Below are 19,439 nucleotides of genomic sequence, written 5' to 3'. Positions count from 1 at the left end.
ATGCTCCTTGATTCAGGTTGTTTAACAAACAGTGACTATTTTTTACCTTTTGCCTTGACCGATGTTTTAACCACTTTTTCAGGAATGCAGCACCAACCAATCATTCATTTCTGGCAATTGGATCAAGCAATGATTCTTGGCATGAAAGATACCCGTGTACCACATCTAAAAGAAGGCATCACTTCTCTGCAAGAAAACGATTATTCTGTAGTCGTTCGCAATGCCGGCGGTTTAGGGGTGATTGCCGATTCGGGTATTTTAAATGTTTCACTTATTTTACCAAATAATTCTGAACACAAATTAAGTATCGATGCGGCTTATGAATTAATGTGGGCTTGGCTCCGTCAGAGTTTTCCGGAGAAAGAGATTGACGCCTTTGAAATTACTACATCCTATTGTCCCGGTACTTATGATTTAAGTATTGGCGGTCAAAAGTTTGCTGGGATTGCCCAACGACGCGTCAAAGACGGTATTGCTGTCATGATTTACATCAGCGTTAACGGCAATCAACTTGCTCGTGGAGAAGTGGTGCGAGACTTTTACCTTGCTGGCTTACAAGAACAATTTGGTGAAAATGGCTATCCACCCGTTGATCCAGCAGTGATGGCAAATTTAGAAACCCTGATTGAGACTCCATTAACAATAGACGCCGTAAAAACCCGTTTAATCGAAGCATTACCTCAACAATTTGAAAAATCTATTGATCCAAACTTAACCGAACCAATTATAACCTCAGAATGGTTCCAAACAAATTTAACTGTCCAGCTGGAAAAAATGGCGCAACGAAACGCCTTAATTAAAGGAGAGATCGTATGACGATTCCGTATAAAGAGCAACGATTACCAATCGAAAAAGTTTTTCGTGATCCCGTCCATAATTATATTCATGTCCAACATCAAGTGATTTTAGACCTTATTAATTCTGCTGAAGTGCAACGATTACGTCGCATTAAGCAACTAGGTACTTCTTCTTTTACGTTTCACGGTGCCGAACATAGTCGTTTTTCCCATTCTTTGGGTGTTTACGAAATTACACGTCGGATTTGTGAAATTTTCCAACGTAACTACTCTGTGGAACGATTAGGTGAAAACGGCTGGAATGACGACGAGCGCCTGATTACACTTTGCGCAGCTTTATTACATGATGTCGGTCATGGTCCTTATTCACATACATTCGAGCATATTTTTGATACAAACCATGAAGCAATCACGGTCCAAATCATCACCTCACCAGAAACGGAAGTCTATCAAATTTTAAACCGTGTTTCGGCAGATTTTCCTGAAAAAGTCGCCAGCGTTATTACTAAACAATACCCAAATCCTCAAGTGGTGCAAATGATTTCTAGTCAAATTGATGCCGATCGCATGGACTATCTGTTACGTGATGCTTACTTTACAGGGACGGAATACGGAACTTTCGATTTAACTAGAATCTTACGTGTGATTCGACCCTACAAAGGAGGCATTGCCTTTGCTATGAATGGGATGCATGCGGTGGAAGACTATATCGTTAGTCGTTACCAAATGTATGTCCAAGTCTATTTCCACCCTGTTTCTCGAGGGATGGAAGTGATTCTTGATCATTTATTGCATCGGGCGAAAGAATTATTTGAAAACCCTGAATTTGACTATGATTTACAAGCCTCTCTGCTTGTACCATTCTTTAAAGGGGACTTCACCTTACAAGAATATTTAAAATTGGATGATGGCGTCCTCTCTACGTACTTTACACAATGGATGGATGTGCCTGATTCAATTCTAGGTGATTTAGCCAAACGTTTCCTTATGCGTAAGCCTCTGAAGTCAGCCACCTTTACGAACGAAAAAGAGAGCGCAGCAACGATTGCTTATTTAAGGGAATTGATTGAAAAAGTTGGTTTCAACCCTAAATATTATACTGCCATTAATTCAAGCTATGATTTACCTTACGATTTTTATCGTCCAAATAAAGACCGTCATCGTACACAAATTGAATTGATGCAAAAAGATGGCTCATTAGTGGAATTGGCAACGGTCAGTCCCCTAGTTGCAGCACTTGCTGGTCAGAGTCAAGGAGATGAACGTTTCTATTTCCCTAAAGAAATGCTTGACCAAGTAAATAAAAAACATTACGATTTATTTGATGAGACGTATCGTGAGTTTTCAAGTTACATTCATAATGGTGCGTTAGTTTTAAAAAAATAGGTTTTCTAGGAGGATTCTATGTCAATTAAGTTAGTTGCTATTGATATCGACGGAACATTGCTAAATTCACAACACAAGATTACCCCACGGGTCAAAGAAGCGCTCCAAAAATCAAATGATCAAGGCGTTCGTATTGTTTTATGTACAGGCCGTCCTTTGCCAGGCGTGAAAGAACAATTGGATGAATTAGCCTTATATGGTGAAAATGATTTCGTGATTACCTACAACGGTTCGCTTGTCCAAGCAACCAAAGATAATACGATTATTTCACGCTATACCTTGAGTTATGAGGATTTTTTAGAAATTGAAATGTATTCTCGTAAAGTCGGCGCTCACTTGCATACAATTGATGATTCCGCTATTTACACTGCCAATCGCAATATTGGTAAATATACGATTCACGAAGCATCTTTAGTGAACATGCCTTTGAAATATCGTACGGTGGATGAAATGACACCAGAGATGAACATTATTAAAATGATGATGATTGATGAGCCGGAAGTTTTAGATCCTGCCATTGCAAAATTACCATTACATTTTACCGAAAAATATACGACTGTTAAAAGTACGCCTTTTTACTATGAAATCATGAATAAAAATGCTAGCAAAGGCAATGCTCTAGCAAAATTGGCAGACCATTTAGGCTTAAATAAAGACGAAGTGATGGCCATTGGTGACAATGAAAATGACTTATCCATGATTGATTACGCTGGGATTGGTGTTGCGATGGGCAATGCGACAGAAAATGTTAAAACAATTGCCGATGTGCATACCACTAGTAATGACGAAGATGGTGTCGCTCAAATTATTGAAAAAATGGTTTTAATTTAAACATTCTTTTCAATAACAATAACCCTCAATCTAATCAACATAGATTGAGGGTTATTCGTTATTTTATGATGATGCCGCTAGCCATTTTTCAACGGCCCAGCGGTGGCTTCCTCTTTTTAATAAACGGACTGCTTCTTCTGGTGCAACCCAGTGTAAAGTATTGGTCCTTTCTAAGGGTTCGCTAAGTTGCCGCCAAGTATTCGCTACATAAAAATAGCCAGGATTATAATAGGCAGTTTGGCGATGGTTCGAATAAAAATATTCATCAGCTTCCCCTAAATAACAGCCAATTTCTACACTAATTCCCAATTCTTCTAGCACTTCTCGATGGATCGCTTCTTCTTTCGTTTCGGTGCCTTCAATTTCGCCTCCTGGTAAAAAATAAGCTCCATTTGGCGCTTGTACCAGAACCATTGTGTTATTTTCTGGCTTTGAAACAATAATGTATGCAGCATATCTTGTTTGATAGGTCAATGTCTCTTCTCTTTTTCCAAACGTTGGCGTTTTCATTGGCGCACCTCTTCTCTTTTCATCTATTTTACCTGAGAAATTCCTTTAGAACAAGTCAGAAACCAAGCGTTTTTCTCTACATTTCACGTTTATCTATGCTACTATTAACGTTGGAAATATAATTAAGTTTGAAAGGGAGTTTTTAACTATGAAAATGGCTCATACATGTGTGCGTGTAAAAGATTTAGAGGCATCATTAGATTTCTATCAAAAAGCCTTCAATTTTGAAGAAAGTCGCCGTCGTGATTTTCCAGAAAATAAATTTACTTTGGTTTATCTAACTTTACCAGGAGACGACTACGAACTAGAACTAACTTATAATTATGATCATGAAGCATACGATTTAGGAAACGGTTATGGTCATATCGCCATCAGTACAGATGATTTAGAAGGATTACACGAAAAACATCAAGCGGCTGGCTTAACTGTTACTGACTTAAAAGGCTTACCCGGAACTGCACCATCTTATTACTTTGTTGTCGACCCAGATGGTTATAAAATCGAAGTCATTCGTGAACGTTAAAAAGTTTCACTTGTTCACTTACTGAGTTTTTTGTGTTTGAGAGCTGTCCGAGACAAAACTTGTCTCGACTTCTTCTCAAACACTTTTTTCAAAAAAAGTGCTACAATAGAACGTATGAATTTATTGAGGATGTGATGTTATTATGACAAAAAAAATTATTGGAATCGCTGGCAATCAACTTTTGCAGGCAGCTGAAGTGTTTCACGGTAACCAAGTGACTTACACCCCACAAGGTTTTGTCAGCGCTGTTCAAGCCGCAGGTGGCGTTCCTTTCGTTTTGCCAATTGGCCCCAAAGAATTAGCCGCTACGTATATACAACAAATTGATAAACTACTTTTAGCAGGCGGTCAAGATGTTGCCCCTGAATTTTACGGACAAGAACCCCATATAAAATTAGAAGAAACAAATCGTGATCGTGACGAGTTTGAGTTAGCCCTAATTGAAGAAGCCTTAAAACAAAACAAACCTATTTTTGCGGTTTGCCGTGGAATGCAATTAGTCAATGTTGCTTTAGGTGGCACATTATATCAAGATTTATCGATGTATCCTCAATGGTCAGTTAAGCACGGACAACAACCCACTCAACCAATCTTTGCGACGCATCGTATTGATGTTGAACCAGACAGTCAATTATCAAACATATATGGTACAACTGGTCAAGTCAACTCGTACCATCACCAAGCACTACATACTTTAGGAAAAGATTTACGCGTTACTGCTTGGTCCTCTGATGGCCTTGCAGAAGCAGTGGAATCAACAAATGAACAGCAGCCTTTATTAGCTGTTCAATGGCATCCTGAACTAATGTACGCACGTGATGCCAAATCCCAAGCACTCTTTAACTACTTTGTTCAAAAATTATAGTAAAAACGGAGGGACGTCTTTCGCCCCTCCGTTTTTACTTGCTATCATACTTAAAAATCAAAATTATCTGGATCTGCACCAAAACGATGATCCTTATTTAACTGATTAATTGCGGTTATTTCTTCTGGTGTTAATTCAAAATCAAAGACAGCAAAATTTTCCTGAATTCTTTTTTCGTGAACAGATTTAGGAATCACGATAATATCATTTTGTAAGTGCCAACGAATAATCACTTGGGCCGCTGATTTACCATATTTTTCACCAATTTTCACTAGTACTGGTTCAGATAATAAATTACCTTGTCCTAGAGGAGACCAAGCCTCCACGGCAATCTTATTTTCGGCTAAATATTTTCGTAGCGGTTCTTGTGTTAACGTAGGATGTAATTCAATTTGATCCACCATTGGCACAACATTTGCTTCTGTTAATAAATCTTCCAAATGATGTTGATGAAAATTGGAAACGCCAATTGCTTTGGCACGACCACTTGCGTAAATTTCTTCTAATGCTTTCCATGATTCTTTATATTTACCAGCAACAGGCCAGTGAATTAAATATAAATCAACATAGTCTAACCCTAATTTTTCTAAGCTTTTATCAAATGCTTTAATCGCATTTTCATAGCCTTGATCTTCATTCCATAATTTCGTCGTCACGAAAATTTCTTCGCGGGGAATACCCGATTGACGAATGCCTTCGCCCACCCCTGCTTCGTTTTTATAAACGGCTGCCGTATCAATCAAGCGATAACCCGCTTCTAAAGCCCATTTTACTGAATTTGTTGCTTCTGAGCCATCTTCTACACGCCAAACGCCTAAACCTAGGCGTGGCATTTCATTGCCGTTTGCTAATTTTTTTGTTTTATCCAAAGTCATGTGTTTCTTCAGTCCCTTCATTTTCATTACTTTTAGTATACTACGCATTCTTCTTTCACGAAACAATCACGACTTGTCAGGTCATTTTCTTTATTTTTAATAAATAACGACGCCAATAAGTCAGCACTCCGATTAGTGCCACAACTACAATTGTTCGACCGCTAACGCTTCCAATCCACAGTTTAACTGCAAGTAACCAGATACAAAAGAGATAAACACAGGACCAATTAAAGGAAACTTTCAATGTACATGATTCCGCAATTTCGATTATCTGACTACTAAAAAAACGACTCCCTAATCGTAAAGCGACTGGATTATGGAAGATGAATGTTCGTCGCTTGTCAGCCGTTAAGCGAGTAGCACATCGCTCATCAATAAAAATTGTTACAGGTAATTTAGAAAGTAAATCATTTTTTGCCCATTCAATTGAAACTTTCACGCAGCACTCACAACCTTTAACAAAATTATAAAATATATTATTTATTTACAAAATTATAACATTCCTAAAAAAACATGTTAAGTCTTTAAAAAAACTTTCTATTTTCTTCCCCTTTCGCCGAGAGATTTAGTATACTAAAAGAAGAAATTTTAGAGAAAGTTGGATTTTTATGTTGATACTTGGTTTAGCCAGTACTGAAACAGTCGATTCTTCTGCTCCTGATTTAGCAGAAGCGACCGTAAAAAAAGTGAGCGCGCTACAACGCTTTTGGAACAATATTAATTGGGATGCCATTGTCGCTACCTTAATTGAAAAAAGTTTATCAATTTTATTTTTAATTTTTCTATTTTTTATCATTCAGCGAATCGGGAAATATTTAATTGATCGCACCTATGCAAATTATAGTAAAAAGCAACATTTTAGTGAAAGCCGTTTAAAAACATTACACACTTTAATCATTAATGCATTTCAATATACGCTGTTCTTTTTCTTCATCTATTCTCTTTTGACCATTGTCGGTGTGCCTGTTGGCTCATTATTAGCTGGAGCGGGAATTGCCGGTGTTGCCATTGGTTTAGGGGCTCAAGGATTCATGAATGACTTAATTACCGGATTTTTCATTATTTTAGAACAACAAATGGATGTAGGCGATTATATTCGCTTATTGGCGTTAAATATTGAAGGAACAGTTACTTCTGTCGGATTACGAACCACTCAAATTAAAGCGGTTGATGGAACTGTTCATTTTATTCCAAACCGAAACATCACCACAATCAGTAACCTGTCTCGTGCCAATATGCAAGTGTTAATTGATGTCCGCATCAATCCTGAAGAAGGTTATGAAAAAATTTGTGAAGTGATTACAGAAGTCAATGAAACATTAAAAGAAAAGTATATCGAAAGTATTCAAACTGGGCCAGATATTTTTGGTATGGTCGATTTAGGCAATGGCAACTTTGCGGTGCGAACGACCATGTATGTACTAAACGGCAAACAATTTGCGGTCAAAGAAGAATTTCTAGCCCAATATATCAAAGCATTAACAGAGGCCGGCTTTACGATTCCCAATACGCCCATTATTGCAAAATAAAAAACAGCCACCAGATACTTATTAGTTATCTGGTGGCTGTTTTTCTAATTGTCCAATGATTTTAAAAAGCCACTAACTGCCTCAACTCCAAACAATAACGCCTCTTCGTTCGGTTCAAACTTAGCAGAATGAAGGCTGTAGGGACTTGCCACGCCTAACCAAAACATCGTGCCTGGGACTTTAGACAATAGATAGCCAAAATCTTCACCTGTCATTGCAACCGGTGCTTGTTGAAATTGAACTGTTGCTTGTTTGCTCATGTATTCAATAAAATTCGTGGTACATGCTGGCTCATTCACTACAGGTAAATACCCTTTCTGATCAAGATGAACAGTTACTTCACATTGAAAAGATTGCGCAATACCTTCACTAATTTCGCGAATTCTTCGCTGCGTTTGTTCATTCGTTTCTGGTGTCAATGTGCGAATTGTACCAGATAAAGTTGCTTCTTCGGCAATCACATTACAGGCAGTCCCTGCATGAAAAGTCCCAAAGGTAACGACTGCCCCGACCACAGGATCAACATTTCGACTAACGATCGTTTGCGCTTGCTGAATTAAATTGGTGGCCGCTAAGACCATATCATTCGCTTGATGCGGAAAAGCCGCATGTCCACCTTTTCCTTTTAAGGTAATGTTCACTTCACAAGTGGCAGCAAACAACGTCCCTACTCTGGTACTAATAGTTCCGACTGGCAAATCAGGATTAACATGAAGCGCATAAAATTCATCAGGTAACCACTCACCAAACGCATGGTCTTCATACATCAACATCCCCCCTGCTTCATTTTCTTCAGCAGGTTGAAATAAAAATAAAAAGTTATTGTCTGGTTGCTGTTGACTTAATTCTTTCAAAACCCCTAAGCCGATTGTCATGTGAAAATCGTGCCCACAGGCATGCATAAACCCTGGTCGTTTTGATTGAAAAGCAGAAACCACTTCCTCTTGAATAGGTAAACCATCAATATCAGCACGCCAGCCGATAGTTTTCTGAGGATTTTTGCCTTCTATGAAGACTAAAATCCCCGTTTGCCATGTTCGAACTTGCAGATAAGGTTGCTTCATTTTATCAATTTCATTAAGTAAAAAGGCTTGTGTTTCCTTTTCTTCTAAACCGATTTCAGGTATTTGATGTAGTTGCCGTCTAATCGCAATTAATTCTTCTTGCTCCACAAAAGCCACTCCTTCATTTTTTGGGTAATCGAAAGCCGCCATGAAGAAGTTTCTTCATCGCGACTGACTAATTTATTTTTAGAGTTTACGTAATTCTTCTAAAATCTCTGTTTTACTCTTGGTTTTATCATCAATTTGTTTAATTACTTTTGCTGGCACGCCTGCGACAACGGTATGCGCTGGAACGTCTTCCACAACTACTGCCCCAGCAGCCACAACGGCACCTTCACCAACACGAACCCCTTCTAGTACGACCGCATTCGCTCCAATGACAACCTCGTTTTCAATAACCACAGGTGCGGCACTTGGTGGTTCAATGACACCAGCTAAAACCGTTCCTGCGCCAATATGACAATGCTTCCCTACAGTTGCACGACCGCCTAAAACAGCGCCCATATCAATCATAGTCCCTGCACCAACGACGGCGCCAATATTTAGAATAGCCCCCATCATAATCACCGCTTGATCGCCAATTTCAACTTTTTCGCGAATCAAAGCACCTGGTTCAATCCGAGCATTAATGTCTTTCAGATCAAGAAAAGGAATTGCTGAGTTACGTGCATCGTTTTCTACAACATAATCCTCAATTTTTTCTTTGTTTGCTTCTAAAAAAGGTTTTACGTCAGCCCAATCGCCAAACAATGTCCCAGTTTTACAATTATTAAAGACCTTAATTGTTTTCGGAAACGTGACTTCTTTTAATTGCCCTTTCAGTGTTACTTTAACAGGCGTTTGCTTTTCGGCATCGCCAATATACTGAATAATCTCATATGCGTCCAATCACAGCACTCCTTTACTTCGTGTTATCATACAGAATAACGCATTTATGAGAAAAAAGTAAAGAGTTTCTTGCGTTTTATTTAAATTACTTTCATTTCTTCTTCTGATTTAGGCAGAACAAGATGATGTTTTTCTAATTCATGCGCCATATGATTGACCGCTTTTAAAATTTCTTTGCGTGTAATGATACCTTTAAAGCGTTGATTATCATCAACCACTGGTAAAAAAGAAGCATCTACTAATAAATGTAACACTTCTTCTAAATCCCACGATTCACCAATTACAGGAACATTGACTTCCATTACATCGGCCACAGTAAATTCATTCAATTTTTCAAAATCCACTGAAGTCAAATCAAACATTTTATCTACAACGTCTGTCAAGCCGATTAAGCCAACAAAGCGATCTCCCTTATCTAACACAGGAATCTTGGAATAGCGAACTTGCGATAAGACTAATGCCGCATGACTTAATGGATTTAAACACATTACGTTGGCGACATTTTCGGCGGGTACTAAAAACGTTTCTTGTTTTTCTAATAATAATTCTTTTACAGCAGTCCCTATCATGATTGGGTTGCCTCCATTTCTAATTCTTTAACACGTAACTTATTGTACCTAATTCTGCGGAAAAAGTCTTGGAATTCGCAAATTCTTCATAACTTAACAAACGAAAATTAACGTTTTGTTCTATTCTCTCCAAAAATAAGAGAACGCTTTCTTAAAAAAATAAAAACTTAGTTGTCCCATAACAGACAACTAAGTTTTTATAAAAGACCAATTAATCAGTCAATTATCCTTCTTTTTCACACGTTTCATCACAGCCATCACTGACCATAATAAGCGGAAATCCCATGTTTTCTAAGATAGTGTTTATCCAATAAAAAATGATCAATTGGTTCAACAGCTGGATTAATTATTTCCGTCAAACGTGCCATTGAACAGATTTCATCTAAAATCAAGCTGTTTTCAACTGCTTTTTCCGGAGTCATTCCCCAAGTAAATGGGCCATGTCCATAAACTAGCACTCCTGGAATTGCTAAAGGATCTAGTTCTTGTTCATGAAATGTTTCAACAATGACTTTGCCAGTCTCTTCTTCATAGTTTTCTTTAATTTCACTTTCAGAGAGCGCTCTTGTGCAAGGTACAGCGCCATAAAAAGCATCCGCATGGGTGGTACCGTAAGGAGGTAAGGCTCGCCCTGCTTGAGCCCACGTAACACTATTCAGGGAGTGCGTGTGCGCAATCGCTCCAATTTCTGGCATTTTTTGATAAAGATAAAGATGCGTGGGTAAATCAGAAGACGGCTTTAATGCATTGGTTTCCAATAGTTGTCCGTTTAAATCAGTCACTACCATCTGTTCCTTGGTCATTTCTTGATACTTGACGCCGCTTGGTTTAATTACGATAATCCCTAATGACCGATTGATTTCACTAACATTGCCCCACGTTAATTTGACTAAGCCCAGTTTTGGCAAAGCCAGATTCGCTTCATAAACACGTTGTTTCATTGCTTGGATGATCGCTTTATTGTTCATAATAACCCACCTCTGCTAATTTGGGATAGAGATACTGCTGCGCGGCTTGAATTTTTTCTTGAAAATTCAAATCCGTTTCATTCCACATTTCAATTAAAAAAGGACCACTATAGTTTAACCGCTTGAGTGTTTTTAATAAGCCTGTAAAATCAACACAGCCTTCTCCAAAAGTAACTTCCCGAAACTTCCCTTCAAATGTGTCTGTTACAGCGAAGGTATCTTTTAAGTGAATAGCAGCGATTTCAGCAATTCCCTTTTCAAGCTCAACCGCCGGATTATTTTCCGGCCAAGCAGACAAATTACCTAAATCAGGATAAACATGCAAAAAAGGAGACGGAATTTGTTCCTTAATTTCTAGAAATTTTTGTATGCTATTCATAAAAGGGTCATCCATAATCTCAACAGCCAGAATGACACCGTATTGTGCAGCTTCCTCAACGCCCTTTTTCAGACCTTGAAGAAAAAATTCCCTTGTTTCGGCAGTTTTTTCTTCGTAAAAGACGTCATAGCCAGCTATTTGAATTACCCGTATGTTTAATTGATGAGCCAAACGAATCGCTTGAGATAAAATTTTCCGCCCTTTTTCACGTGTTTCTTTATTTAAAGAGCCTAAAGGGAACCGCCGATGACCACTTAAACACAAAGAATGGATAAAAAAATCTTCTTTCACCATTAATTGAGAAAGTTCTTGTAACTGGCTTGGTGTCCAAGCCAATCGTGCTAAACGTTCATCGGATTCATCAATTGACATTTCTAAAAAATCAAACCCTAACTTTTTGGCCCATGTGAATCGTTCTGTCCAAGTTAAATTTTGCGGGAGTGCTTTTTCATACAGTCCAATTCGTGCCATTTTATCACTTCCAAATCTGATCGATTTTTTTTTGAAAATCTTTGGCTGCTTGTTCAGGATTTTTTGATTCGGTAATCCCACGGCCCGCAATAAATGTTGCAACTGCCATTGTTTGAAACAATTCAAGCGTTTCGACAGTTAAACCACCTGTGACGGACACTTCAAAGCCTAAGTCAATTAGTTCTTGAACTTTATTCAAATCTTTTTCTCCCCAGCTGCCGCCAGCTAAAAGAGCATCTCTACTTTGATGATAAATCACCTGATTAATCCCTAATTCTCGCCATTGTCGAGCTTGTTGCATTGTCCAATTTCCATATAGTTCTACTTGTAATTCTCGGACTTCTTTTTGAGCTGCAGCCATCGTTGGTAAGGTGGCGCAACAAATGACCGTCATGAAATCAGCGCCTGCTTGTGCGACATTACGAGCAACTGTACCACCCGCATCAGCACATTTTGTATCAGCAACAATCGTTTTATTAGGAAACATGCGTTTTAAACAACGAATTGCTTTTTGGCCTTCTTGTAAACACAAAATAGTGCCAACTTCGATAATATCGACAATTTCTCCAACTTTCATACAATCTGCTAAAGCGTCTTCTAAGCTATTATGATCTAAAGCGATTTGTAAGTTTGGTCTTTTCATCTTTCCCACCCTTTTATTCAGATTTTTGATAACGATCTGAAGCCATATATTTTTCTTGAATTTCTTTTGCAGACATTACATTTTTAATGCCAATCACTGTGACTCCACGTTTTTCTGCTTGCTGAAACATTTGTAAAAAATTGACTGGAGTAAAAACAACGTCGTATTGGCTAGCAGAGCTTTTTCCTTCTGAAATGGCGCAATGATGAATTTTTGTAATCGGTACGCCTAGTTCTTTCATTGCTTTTTCAACACTCCGCATCATCATTAGACTCGTGCCAGAACCATTGGCACAGGAAACAAGTATTCTCATTTTAAATTCCTCCTTTAATTCTCTTGAAATTTTTTAGCATATTGTTCATAATCATTGACAATCATAAAGTAACCTTCTGGATTTCTCCGATACTGAAGTTGCGGAATTATTAGTAACCCAATCACCACCACTGCTACGCCAACATAGCCTAGAACTTTCATAATGATTGTAAATAACGGCCAAGCTGTTGCCCAATCGAACATACCCAAATAACCGCCATATTGAGATAATCCAATCCATGTAGCAAATAAAGCTGAGCCACCTACTTGGATTAAACCTGAAAGGAAGGGGAATAAACAAGCAGCTTTTACTCCGCCACGATTATTTGCATAAACAGCTATGACAGCGTTATCAAAAAACAATGGGATAAAACCCGCAATAACGATTGTCGGAGACTTTAATAGAATCAGTAAGCCAATCATTAAAAACTGGCCTAATGCGCCAAAGAGAAACCCAATTGTTACTGCGTTGGGCGAGCCAAATCCGAAAGTCGCTGCTACGTCAATCCCAGGAACAGCGCCTGGTAAAATGGTATTTGAAATCCCTTGGAATGACTGCGTCAACTCGTCGACAAAGGTTCTAACGCCTAATTGTAAGATAGCTAAATAGACAGCAAAATTTAATGAAGTGGTCATGATATAAAAGAAGAAACTCTGCCCTTCTTGCATAAATTTAGCTTGAATTAAATAATCTTGTCCCAAAACAAGCAGGATAATGCCAAAGAAAAAGAGCATCAAAATGGACGTAGCAACCATATTTTCATTAAAAATGGATAGAAATCCTGGTAATTCAATATCTTCCAATTTTTTATCGACCTTCTCTGAACGATGTTTCTTTTGATCACGTTTTTTCAACCATTCTGCTAATTTTGCAAAAATAAATATGCCAAACATTTGTTGATGGGCTACCGCAAAACCAGCACCTTCTGTTAATTCCTGCGTAATCCCTACCGTTAAATTTGAAGCAACTGCCCAATAACACCCAAGAATTAAGCCCATAAAAATTAGTACTTCGATCCTACCTAAGTTAGGAAAACAAAAGAGTAAAATCCAGAAAGCGGTAGCTGCTTGTTGAATCTGAACATTCCCTGTTGTAAAAACGGCTCTCAATTTTGTATATTTTTGAAAACGAACCAACAAAATATTCATAATAAATGCAATCAATAACAAAATCATCACATCACCAAAGGTTCGTCCAAAGGTTTTCATCAATCCTGCATCGACTGCATTTTGCCCGAAATATGGATCGGTAACCATCGCCTGTAAATTAAATCGCTCTTTCAAGCCTACTAGAATAGGGCGAAAATTATTAACCAAACCACCAGAACCAACACTCAAAATAAAATAACCAACTGTCGCTTTCAGAAAACCTGCTAAACATTCATAAAAGGGCCTCCGTAACAAGAGATAACCTAATAACACGATGAAACCAATCAAATATGCTGGCTGTGTTAAAACGTTCGTGGCAAAATAAGTCCAACTATTTAACAAGAACTCCCCCATTGATTTTTCCCCCTATAATTGATATTTCTCCATAACTTCTTTAAAATCCATTGGCGTGTTTGTTTCTAACAAGTCAGCAATCACGCCATCCGTCATCAATAAATCCATCAATTGCTGGATATTTTCCAGATGTTCGGCGGGATTTTGGGCTGCCAATGTAAAAAATAATGTTGCTGTTTTTGCTTCTTGATCGCCAGCAAAAGTGACTGCTTGCTTAAATTTTGTAAAAGAAATGGCCGTTCCAAAAACGCCTGCGCTTTCCTCTGATGAATGTGGCATGGCTACTTCAGGAGCAATGATGATATAAGGTCCAAACGTTTCGACACACTGGATAATCTCATCGACGTAACTCTGATCGATGATGTGTTTTTGGAGTAAAATCAAACAACTTTCCTGAATCGCCTCTTGCCAACTAACCGGTTCTTTATCAGGGTAATGAATAAGCTCTTGCTCCCAAAAATAAGTTAACATTGTACATCCAGCCTTTCTTACAAGAATGAAGGAAATGGTGTATCATTTTCTTTAACAAAAACATCATCAAAGCCACGATCAAAGTTAAATTCTAAGTTGTCTTTGTCATCTGGATAAACAAATTTGCCACCCACTTGCCAAATATATGGTTTAAATTGATAATGTAAACGATCTTTTTTAAATTTCCAAATTTCCATGATTTCTTTTGGATCCGCCATAAAATTAGACCAAATATCATAATGAACAGGAATGACTACTTTCGCATTTAAAGATTCGGCCATTCTCAACATATCAACAGAAGTTATTTTATCTGTGATACCGCGAGGATTTTCGCCATATGCTCCTAAGCAAACATCAATTGCATATTGATTACCATGTTTCGCAAACAAGTTAGAATAATGAGAGTCTCCGGCGTGATATACCGTACCACCTGAGGTTTCAAATAGATAATTGACAGCTAGTTCATTCATGTCCTGAGGCATTTTACCTTTAAATGTATTTTCAGGATCATCAGAAGTAATTAGCGCGGTTCGATCAAAAGCTTCCAAGGCCACTACATTCACATCATTCACTTTTATTTCTTGACCAGGTTCTATAACCCGTGTTTTTTCTGCCGGAACACCCCAACGCTGCCATGTTTTCACTACTTCTTTTGGACCAATAAATAGAGCCTTAGGACAATTTTGATGAACAGCAGCAGCTGTGTGAATATCCAAATGGTCTGAATGAATATGTGTGACAACTAAAGCATCTACCTCTTTTATTTCAAAAGGATCAATCACAAAAGGTTGTGTTCTTAAATTAGGTTGCATTTTTTGGCAACCACTCATGCGCATCATTTGATGGCCATTTTTCATTAAGCCGTTCCCGTGCGTTTGTTTTCCTGTTCCACACCATAAATCACATAAAATATTCGTGTTCTCATGCGTTTTCAGCCAAATGCCTGTACAACCAAGCCACCAGAGTGCAACCGTTCCTTGAAGCACATTTGTCTGATTAATTTCTTCGTTTAAATAAGTGCCCCATTCTGGAAATGTCGCCTTCAACCAACTTTCTTTTGTAATTTCATGAATCGATTTGCTCATGCTACCACTCCTCTTCTCAAATGATTGTGTTATGCTTTATAAGAAAATCATAGCCGCAAAAAATCACAATGAAAACCCTTTTATATGATTGTTTGCACTTTTAATGATTCTTTTACGTGTTTTGTTTTCCTATGAGTTATACTATTTCATGGGGGACCGTGTCCAAAGAAATAACTAAAGGAGGTTGTATTACTTGAAAAGTTCATTAGAAACCATTGAAAAAAGGCAACAAAATATTCTCGCGCTGCTGCAAAAAAACAAACAAATGACTACCTATAAATTAGCAGATGTTTTAAATGTTTCCTTAAGCACAATTCGTCGTGATTTAAATGTCTTAGAAACTAAGAATGACATCATTCGAAAATATGGGTATTGTATTTACAACGACCAAAATCAGAAAGACTTTGATCAATCAGGACCGGAGTTATTAAAACAAGCCATTGCTCGTGTTGCTTGTAGCTATCTAAGTGATTATGATACCGTTTTCATTAATTCAAGTTCCACTGCTTTGAATATTCTCCATTATTTAAAGGCCGATCATCTGACCATCGTAACGAATAATTTAAAAATTGCCACCAAGCCTCATGTTTCTCAATACAATTATATTTTGACCGGAGGCGAATTACGTTTTCCCAAAGAAGTTCTGGTAGGAGATATTGCCATTAACACAATCACCGCAACGCATGCCGATGTTTGCGTAATTGGCTGTAGCGGGGTCAGTTTAGAACATGGCGTCACTACAAAAATTTTCAATGAAGCAAAAATTAATGAGCTTATGATAAAACAAACAACAAAAGTAAAAATTCTGGTCGCGGACCATCGAAAAATCGGCTTGACATCTAAATTTAAAATTGCTGATATTACCGCTTTTGATTGTTTGATTACAGACAAACATTGCTCATCAACTTTAATTACAGAACTTCGTAAGACCGGCTTAAAGGTTATCCAAGTCGACTAAAAAAGAGCGTAGGACAAAAATCTCTTTTGGATTTTTGTCCTACGCTCAAAATCTGATAAATAAAAAAGTAGCACTTATTTCTTAACATTCACTTACTTCGTAAACGTTGCCTTTAATCGTTCCAATGGTTGGTGCTCTTTGTTATAGTACTGAACGAGATATTGTTCAGGTGTACTTTCAATTATGGCATATGTTTTCTCTTGAACTGGTCCACGAGGTAAACGAATACTTCCCGGATTAACAAAGAGAATGTTATTGTGTCGCTCTGCGCCGAGTACATGAGTGTGACCAAATAAGGCAATTGTCGCTCCTGCTTCTTCCGCTTGTAAAGCAAGTGTCGTGAGCCCCATTCTAACATTGGCCAAATGACCATGTGTCATATAAATAACTTGATCTCCCACTTTTTTAGTCACAGTTTTGGGAAATTCATCATAAAAATCACAATTTCCTTGGACTACAATTAATTTCTGCCAAAGTTCATCTGTCGGTTCTAATTCAGAATCACCACAGTGAAAGAGTGCATCGACTTGTCCTTCATAATGATTCACTAAGTCAACTAAACAGTCGCGATCGCCATGGTTATCGCTTACTACCAAGATTTTCATACGTTTCAACTCCTATTTTTTTAGCCATTCTTCCCATTGTTCTTTTAATTTTGCCACTGCTTGTCCACGATGACTGACTTTATTTTTCTCTTCTCCAGACAATTCAGCTGCCGTCTTACCAAGCTCTGGAACATAGAAAAGTGAATCGTACCCAAAGCCTCCTTCACCACGAGGAATCGTACCGACTTCTCCTGGCCATTCAGCTTCGACCACCAGACTTTCTTTCTTTGGTTCAGCAAAAACCAATGTACAATGGAAACGCGCTTGTCTTTTTTCTTTTGGCACGCCCGTTAACTCGTGCAATAGTTTCGCATTATTTGAAGCATCATTAGTTGGTTCACCAGCAAAACGAGCAGAATAGATTCCTGGCATTCCCCCTAACGCATCAACAATTAATCCTGAATCATCTGCTAATACTGGTTTCTGTAAAATTTCTGCAATTGTTTCAGCTTTTAGACGAGCATTTTCTTCAAATGTTCGACCAGTTTCTTCTACATCTGGCAAATTCGGATAATCTAATAACGTCTTAACTGTATATCCTTTTTCACCAAAAATTGAACTAAACTCTTTCGCTTTACCAGGATTTCTAGTCGCAATGACAATCACTTTCTCTTCTGAATCTTGCGAAGGGACTTCTTCAGAGGCTAAAGCATAAAGCGCTTCTTTCTGATACGTAATTAATTCCTCAATCCCTGTTTTTCCATAAAAGAGCATGGCATTTAACTCATCTCCTGAGAAGGTAGCTTCTTCACCGGTTCCTTGAATTTCCACAAATTCACCAGACTCGGTCATCACGATGTTCATATCCACTGCAGCATTCGAGTCCTCTGCGTAATCTAAGTCCAGCACACAATAACCATCGGGTAAAATACCCACGCTGACAGCAGCTAAATGCTCTTTAATTGGGTCTTCCGCTAGCGCACCAGTCATCAATAAATGATTGACTGCTAAGCGTAGAGCAACAAAAGCGCCTGTAATACTAGCTGTACGGGTTCCCCCATCTGCTTGAATCACATCACAATCGACAACAATGCTCCGTTCCCCTAACTTTTCTAAGTCAACAACAGCTCGCAATGACCGCCCAATCAAACGTTGAATCTCCATTGTTCGCCCTGTTAATTTTCCTTTCGCACTTTCCCGAATATTTCTTGTGTTCGTCGCGCGAGGGAGCATGCTATATTCAGCTGCTACCCAACCTGTTCCCCCGCCTCGTAAAAATGGGGGAACCTTTTCTTCGACAGTGGCTGAGCAAATTACTTTTGTATCGCCAAACGAAATAACCACCGAACCTTCTGGATGTTTAAAAACATTGGTTTCAATAGTGATCTTTCGCAATTCTTTTGGTGCACGACTATCATGTCTAATCATTTTCGTTTCCTCCTAAGTGAATCTGTTGTGCTTTTAAGTTCTCTATACCAAGCCAACTGCTTGCAATCTCTTCAAACATTTTTGCAGAACCAGTTGTATAAAATTCATGGGGCTGTGTAGGCGCTTCAGGCGTGTGGGCAATGTCAAAATAATCGAGAAGCATGCTGACTTCGCCAACTGTTTCGGCTCCTGAGTCAATTAATGTCACATGACTCCCCATCACATTTTGAATCACCGGACGTAACAACGGGTAATGGGTACAACCTAAAATCAACGTATCAAGTCCTTTTAATTGTAGTGCTTGAAGTGTTTCTGCCACAATTTTTTTTGCTACGGAAGAACGATATTGATTACTTTCAACAATGGGGACAAATTTAGGGCAAGCTAAACTAGTCACCTCAATTGCTGGTGCCTTACTTTTAATGGCGATTTCATAGGAAGCACTTTTGATTGTACCTAAGGTACCTATGACACCAATTTTGTTATTTTTTGTGACTTTAACGGCTGCTCGTGCGCCAGGTAAAATAACACCGACAACTGGAATTGGCAAGGCAGCTTTAATTTCTTCTAATGCGACAGCCGTCGCGGTATTACATGCGATTACTAGCATTTTTATTCGTTTTTTCAATAAAAAATCGGCCATTTCCCAAGTAAACTGAACGACTTGTTCGGCTGGTCGTGGACCATATGGGCAACGGGCTGTATCTCCTAAATAAATTAATCGTTCATTTGGTAATTGTTTTAGCGCTTCCTTTAAAACAGTTAATCCACCAACGCCAGAATCAATTAATCCAATGGCTTCTTGATTGCTCATTCTCATCCTACCTTTGCCTTTTATT

General features: G+C 38.3%; 23 protein-coding genes. 7 read left to right on the top strand and 16 right to left on the bottom strand.

Annotated elements, in window-relative coordinates; genetic code table 11:
* Genes IGJ46_RS04505 through yidA form a run of 3 tightly spaced genes read left to right on the top strand, consistent with a single transcriptional unit; the run spans position 1 to position 3,014 of the window.
* The gene (locus IGJ46_RS04505; RefSeq protein WP_002385999.1) at positions 1-816 is read left to right on the top strand and encodes a lipoate--protein ligase family protein; all 816 of its coding nucleotides are present in this window, start codon (positions 1-3) and stop codon (positions 814-816) included.
* Positions 813-2,183 carry a dNTPase gene (locus IGJ46_RS04500; RefSeq protein ID WP_002407097.1) on the top strand — a complete coding sequence of 457 codons (1,371 nt, stop codon included), beginning with the start codon at positions 813-815 and terminating at the stop codon, positions 2,181-2,183. Before IGJ46_RS04505 ends, IGJ46_RS04500 begins: the two co-directional genes overlap by 4 nt.
* A gap of 18 nt (positions 2,184-2,201) precedes the next feature.
* Positions 2,202-3,014 carry a sugar-phosphatase gene (gene yidA, locus IGJ46_RS04495; RefSeq protein ID WP_218391491.1) on the top strand — a complete coding sequence of 271 codons (813 nt, stop codon included), beginning with the start codon at positions 2,202-2,204 and terminating at the stop codon, positions 3,012-3,014.
* A gap of 63 nt (positions 3,015-3,077) precedes the next feature.
* Here yidA and IGJ46_RS04490 read toward each other — a convergent pair whose 3' ends face one another.
* A complete protein-coding gene (locus IGJ46_RS04490) occupies positions 3,078-3,524 on the bottom strand; it encodes an NUDIX hydrolase (protein ID WP_002384709.1) in 447 nt (148 codons plus the stop codon).
* A 148-nt stretch (positions 3,525-3,672) separates the two neighbouring features.
* Between IGJ46_RS04490 and gloA the strand changes: the two genes are divergently transcribed.
* On the top strand, positions 3,673-4,047 hold the full coding sequence (gene gloA / locus IGJ46_RS04485; protein ID WP_002358003.1) for a lactoylglutathione lyase: 375 nt from the start codon (positions 3,673-3,675) through the stop codon (positions 4,045-4,047).
* A gap of 142 nt (positions 4,048-4,189) precedes the next feature.
* Positions 4,190-4,912, top strand: a complete 723-nt coding sequence (locus IGJ46_RS04480; protein WP_218391489.1) for a gamma-glutamyl-gamma-aminobutyrate hydrolase family protein — start codon at positions 4,190-4,192, stop codon at positions 4,910-4,912.
* A gap of 50 nt (positions 4,913-4,962) precedes the next feature.
* Here IGJ46_RS04480 and IGJ46_RS04475 read toward each other — a convergent pair whose 3' ends face one another.
* Both IGJ46_RS04475 and IGJ46_RS04470 read right to left on the bottom strand, forming a co-directional pair.
* Positions 4,963-5,835, bottom strand: coding sequence for an aldo/keto reductase (locus tag IGJ46_RS04475; RefSeq protein ID WP_002382129.1), 873 nt, complete (start codon positions 5,833-5,835; stop codon positions 4,963-4,965).
* Positions 5,836-5,863: 28 nt separating this feature from the next.
* Positions 5,864-6,226 (bottom strand): hypothetical protein, encoded by a 363-nt coding sequence (locus IGJ46_RS04470; RefSeq protein WP_002358008.1) that lies wholly within the window; start codon positions 6,224-6,226, stop codon positions 5,864-5,866.
* 169 nt (positions 6,227-6,395) lie between these two features.
* Here IGJ46_RS04470 and IGJ46_RS04465 point away from each other — a divergent pair, with 169 nt between their 5' ends.
* Positions 6,396-7,316 carry a mechanosensitive ion channel family protein gene (locus IGJ46_RS04465; RefSeq protein ID WP_002382128.1) on the top strand — a complete coding sequence of 307 codons (921 nt, stop codon included), beginning with the start codon at positions 6,396-6,398 and terminating at the stop codon, positions 7,314-7,316.
* A gap of 44 nt (positions 7,317-7,360) precedes the next feature.
* Here IGJ46_RS04465 and IGJ46_RS04460 read toward each other — a convergent pair whose 3' ends face one another.
* The 10 genes from IGJ46_RS04460 to ulaG all read right to left on the bottom strand — a co-directional run bounded on the left by IGJ46_RS04460 (position 7,361) and on the right by ulaG (position 15,669).
* Complete coding sequence (locus IGJ46_RS04460) at positions 7,361-8,530, bottom strand: N-acetyldiaminopimelate deacetylase (RefSeq protein WP_113844181.1); 1,170 nt, start codon at positions 8,528-8,530, stop codon at positions 7,361-7,363.
* A gap of 36 nt (positions 8,531-8,566) precedes the next feature.
* On the bottom strand, positions 8,567-9,268 hold the full coding sequence (dapD, locus tag IGJ46_RS04455; protein WP_104842309.1) for a 2,3,4,5-tetrahydropyridine-2,6-dicarboxylate N-acetyltransferase: 702 nt from the start codon (positions 9,266-9,268) through the stop codon (positions 8,567-8,569).
* 80 nt (positions 9,269-9,348) lie between these two features.
* Positions 9,349-9,837 carry a cyclic-di-AMP-binding protein CbpB gene (cbpB, locus tag IGJ46_RS04450; protein WP_002358013.1) on the bottom strand — a complete coding sequence of 163 codons (489 nt, stop codon included), beginning with the start codon at positions 9,835-9,837 and terminating at the stop codon, positions 9,349-9,351.
* Between the two features lie 257 nt (positions 9,838-10,094).
* Positions 10,095-10,805, bottom strand: coding sequence for an L-ribulose-5-phosphate 4-epimerase (locus tag IGJ46_RS04445; protein ID WP_002375178.1), 711 nt, complete (start codon positions 10,803-10,805; stop codon positions 10,095-10,097).
* Positions 10,795-11,655 carry an L-ribulose-5-phosphate 3-epimerase gene (locus IGJ46_RS04440; protein WP_104845561.1) on the bottom strand — a complete coding sequence of 287 codons (861 nt, stop codon included), beginning with the start codon at positions 11,653-11,655 and terminating at the stop codon, positions 10,795-10,797. Before IGJ46_RS04440 ends, IGJ46_RS04445 begins: the two co-directional genes overlap by 11 nt.
* A gap of 4 nt (positions 11,656-11,659) precedes the next feature.
* Entirely contained in the window at positions 11,660-12,298 is a 639-nt protein-coding gene (locus tag IGJ46_RS04435) for a 3-keto-L-gulonate-6-phosphate decarboxylase UlaD (RefSeq protein ID WP_002381985.1), read from the bottom strand.
* A gap of 13 nt (positions 12,299-12,311) precedes the next feature.
* Complete coding sequence (locus IGJ46_RS04430) at positions 12,312-12,611, bottom strand: PTS sugar transporter subunit IIB (RefSeq protein WP_002358018.1); 300 nt, start codon at positions 12,609-12,611, stop codon at positions 12,312-12,314.
* Between the two features lie 14 nt (positions 12,612-12,625).
* On the bottom strand, positions 12,626-14,113 hold the full coding sequence (locus tag IGJ46_RS04425) for a PTS ascorbate transporter subunit IIC (protein WP_002361608.1): 1,488 nt from the start codon (positions 14,111-14,113) through the stop codon (positions 12,626-12,628).
* Between the two features lie 12 nt (positions 14,114-14,125).
* A complete protein-coding gene (locus IGJ46_RS04420) occupies positions 14,126-14,584 on the bottom strand; it encodes a PTS sugar transporter subunit IIA (protein WP_002358021.1) in 459 nt (152 codons plus the stop codon).
* Between the two features lie 17 nt (positions 14,585-14,601).
* On the bottom strand, positions 14,602-15,669 hold the full coding sequence (gene ulaG / locus IGJ46_RS04415) for an L-ascorbate 6-phosphate lactonase (protein WP_002360582.1): 1,068 nt from the start codon (positions 15,667-15,669) through the stop codon (positions 14,602-14,604).
* A gap of 193 nt (positions 15,670-15,862) precedes the next feature.
* On the opposite strand from ulaG, the gene IGJ46_RS04410 reads away from it, so the two are divergent.
* Entirely contained in the window at positions 15,863-16,627 is a 765-nt protein-coding gene (locus tag IGJ46_RS04410) for a DeoR/GlpR family DNA-binding transcription regulator (protein WP_002381990.1), read from the top strand.
* A gap of 92 nt (positions 16,628-16,719) precedes the next feature.
* On the opposite strand, the gene IGJ46_RS04405 is transcribed toward IGJ46_RS04410, so the two are convergent.
* From IGJ46_RS04405 to racE, 3 genes are read right to left on the bottom strand one after another with little or no spacing between them, the layout of a single operon-like run.
* On the bottom strand, positions 16,720-17,232 hold the full coding sequence (locus IGJ46_RS04405; protein ID WP_002381991.1) for a metallophosphoesterase: 513 nt from the start codon (positions 17,230-17,232) through the stop codon (positions 16,720-16,722).
* A 12-nt stretch (positions 17,233-17,244) separates the two neighbouring features.
* Entirely contained in the window at positions 17,245-18,600 is a 1,356-nt protein-coding gene (gene rph / locus IGJ46_RS04400) for a ribonuclease PH (RefSeq protein WP_002409873.1), read from the bottom strand.
* On the bottom strand, positions 18,593-19,420 hold the full coding sequence (racE, locus tag IGJ46_RS04395; protein ID WP_002358027.1) for a glutamate racemase: 828 nt from the start codon (positions 19,418-19,420) through the stop codon (positions 18,593-18,595). Before racE ends, rph begins: the two co-directional genes overlap by 8 nt.
* Positions 19,421-19,439: the final 19 nt, after the last annotated feature.

Origin of the sequence: Enterococcus sp. AZ120 (genome assembly GCF_050546165.1) — a bacterium.
Classification (GTDB): domain Bacteria; phylum Bacillota; class Bacilli; order Lactobacillales; family Enterococcaceae; genus Enterococcus; species Enterococcus faecalis.
This window is presented reverse-complemented; position numbering and strand designations above follow the sequence as displayed.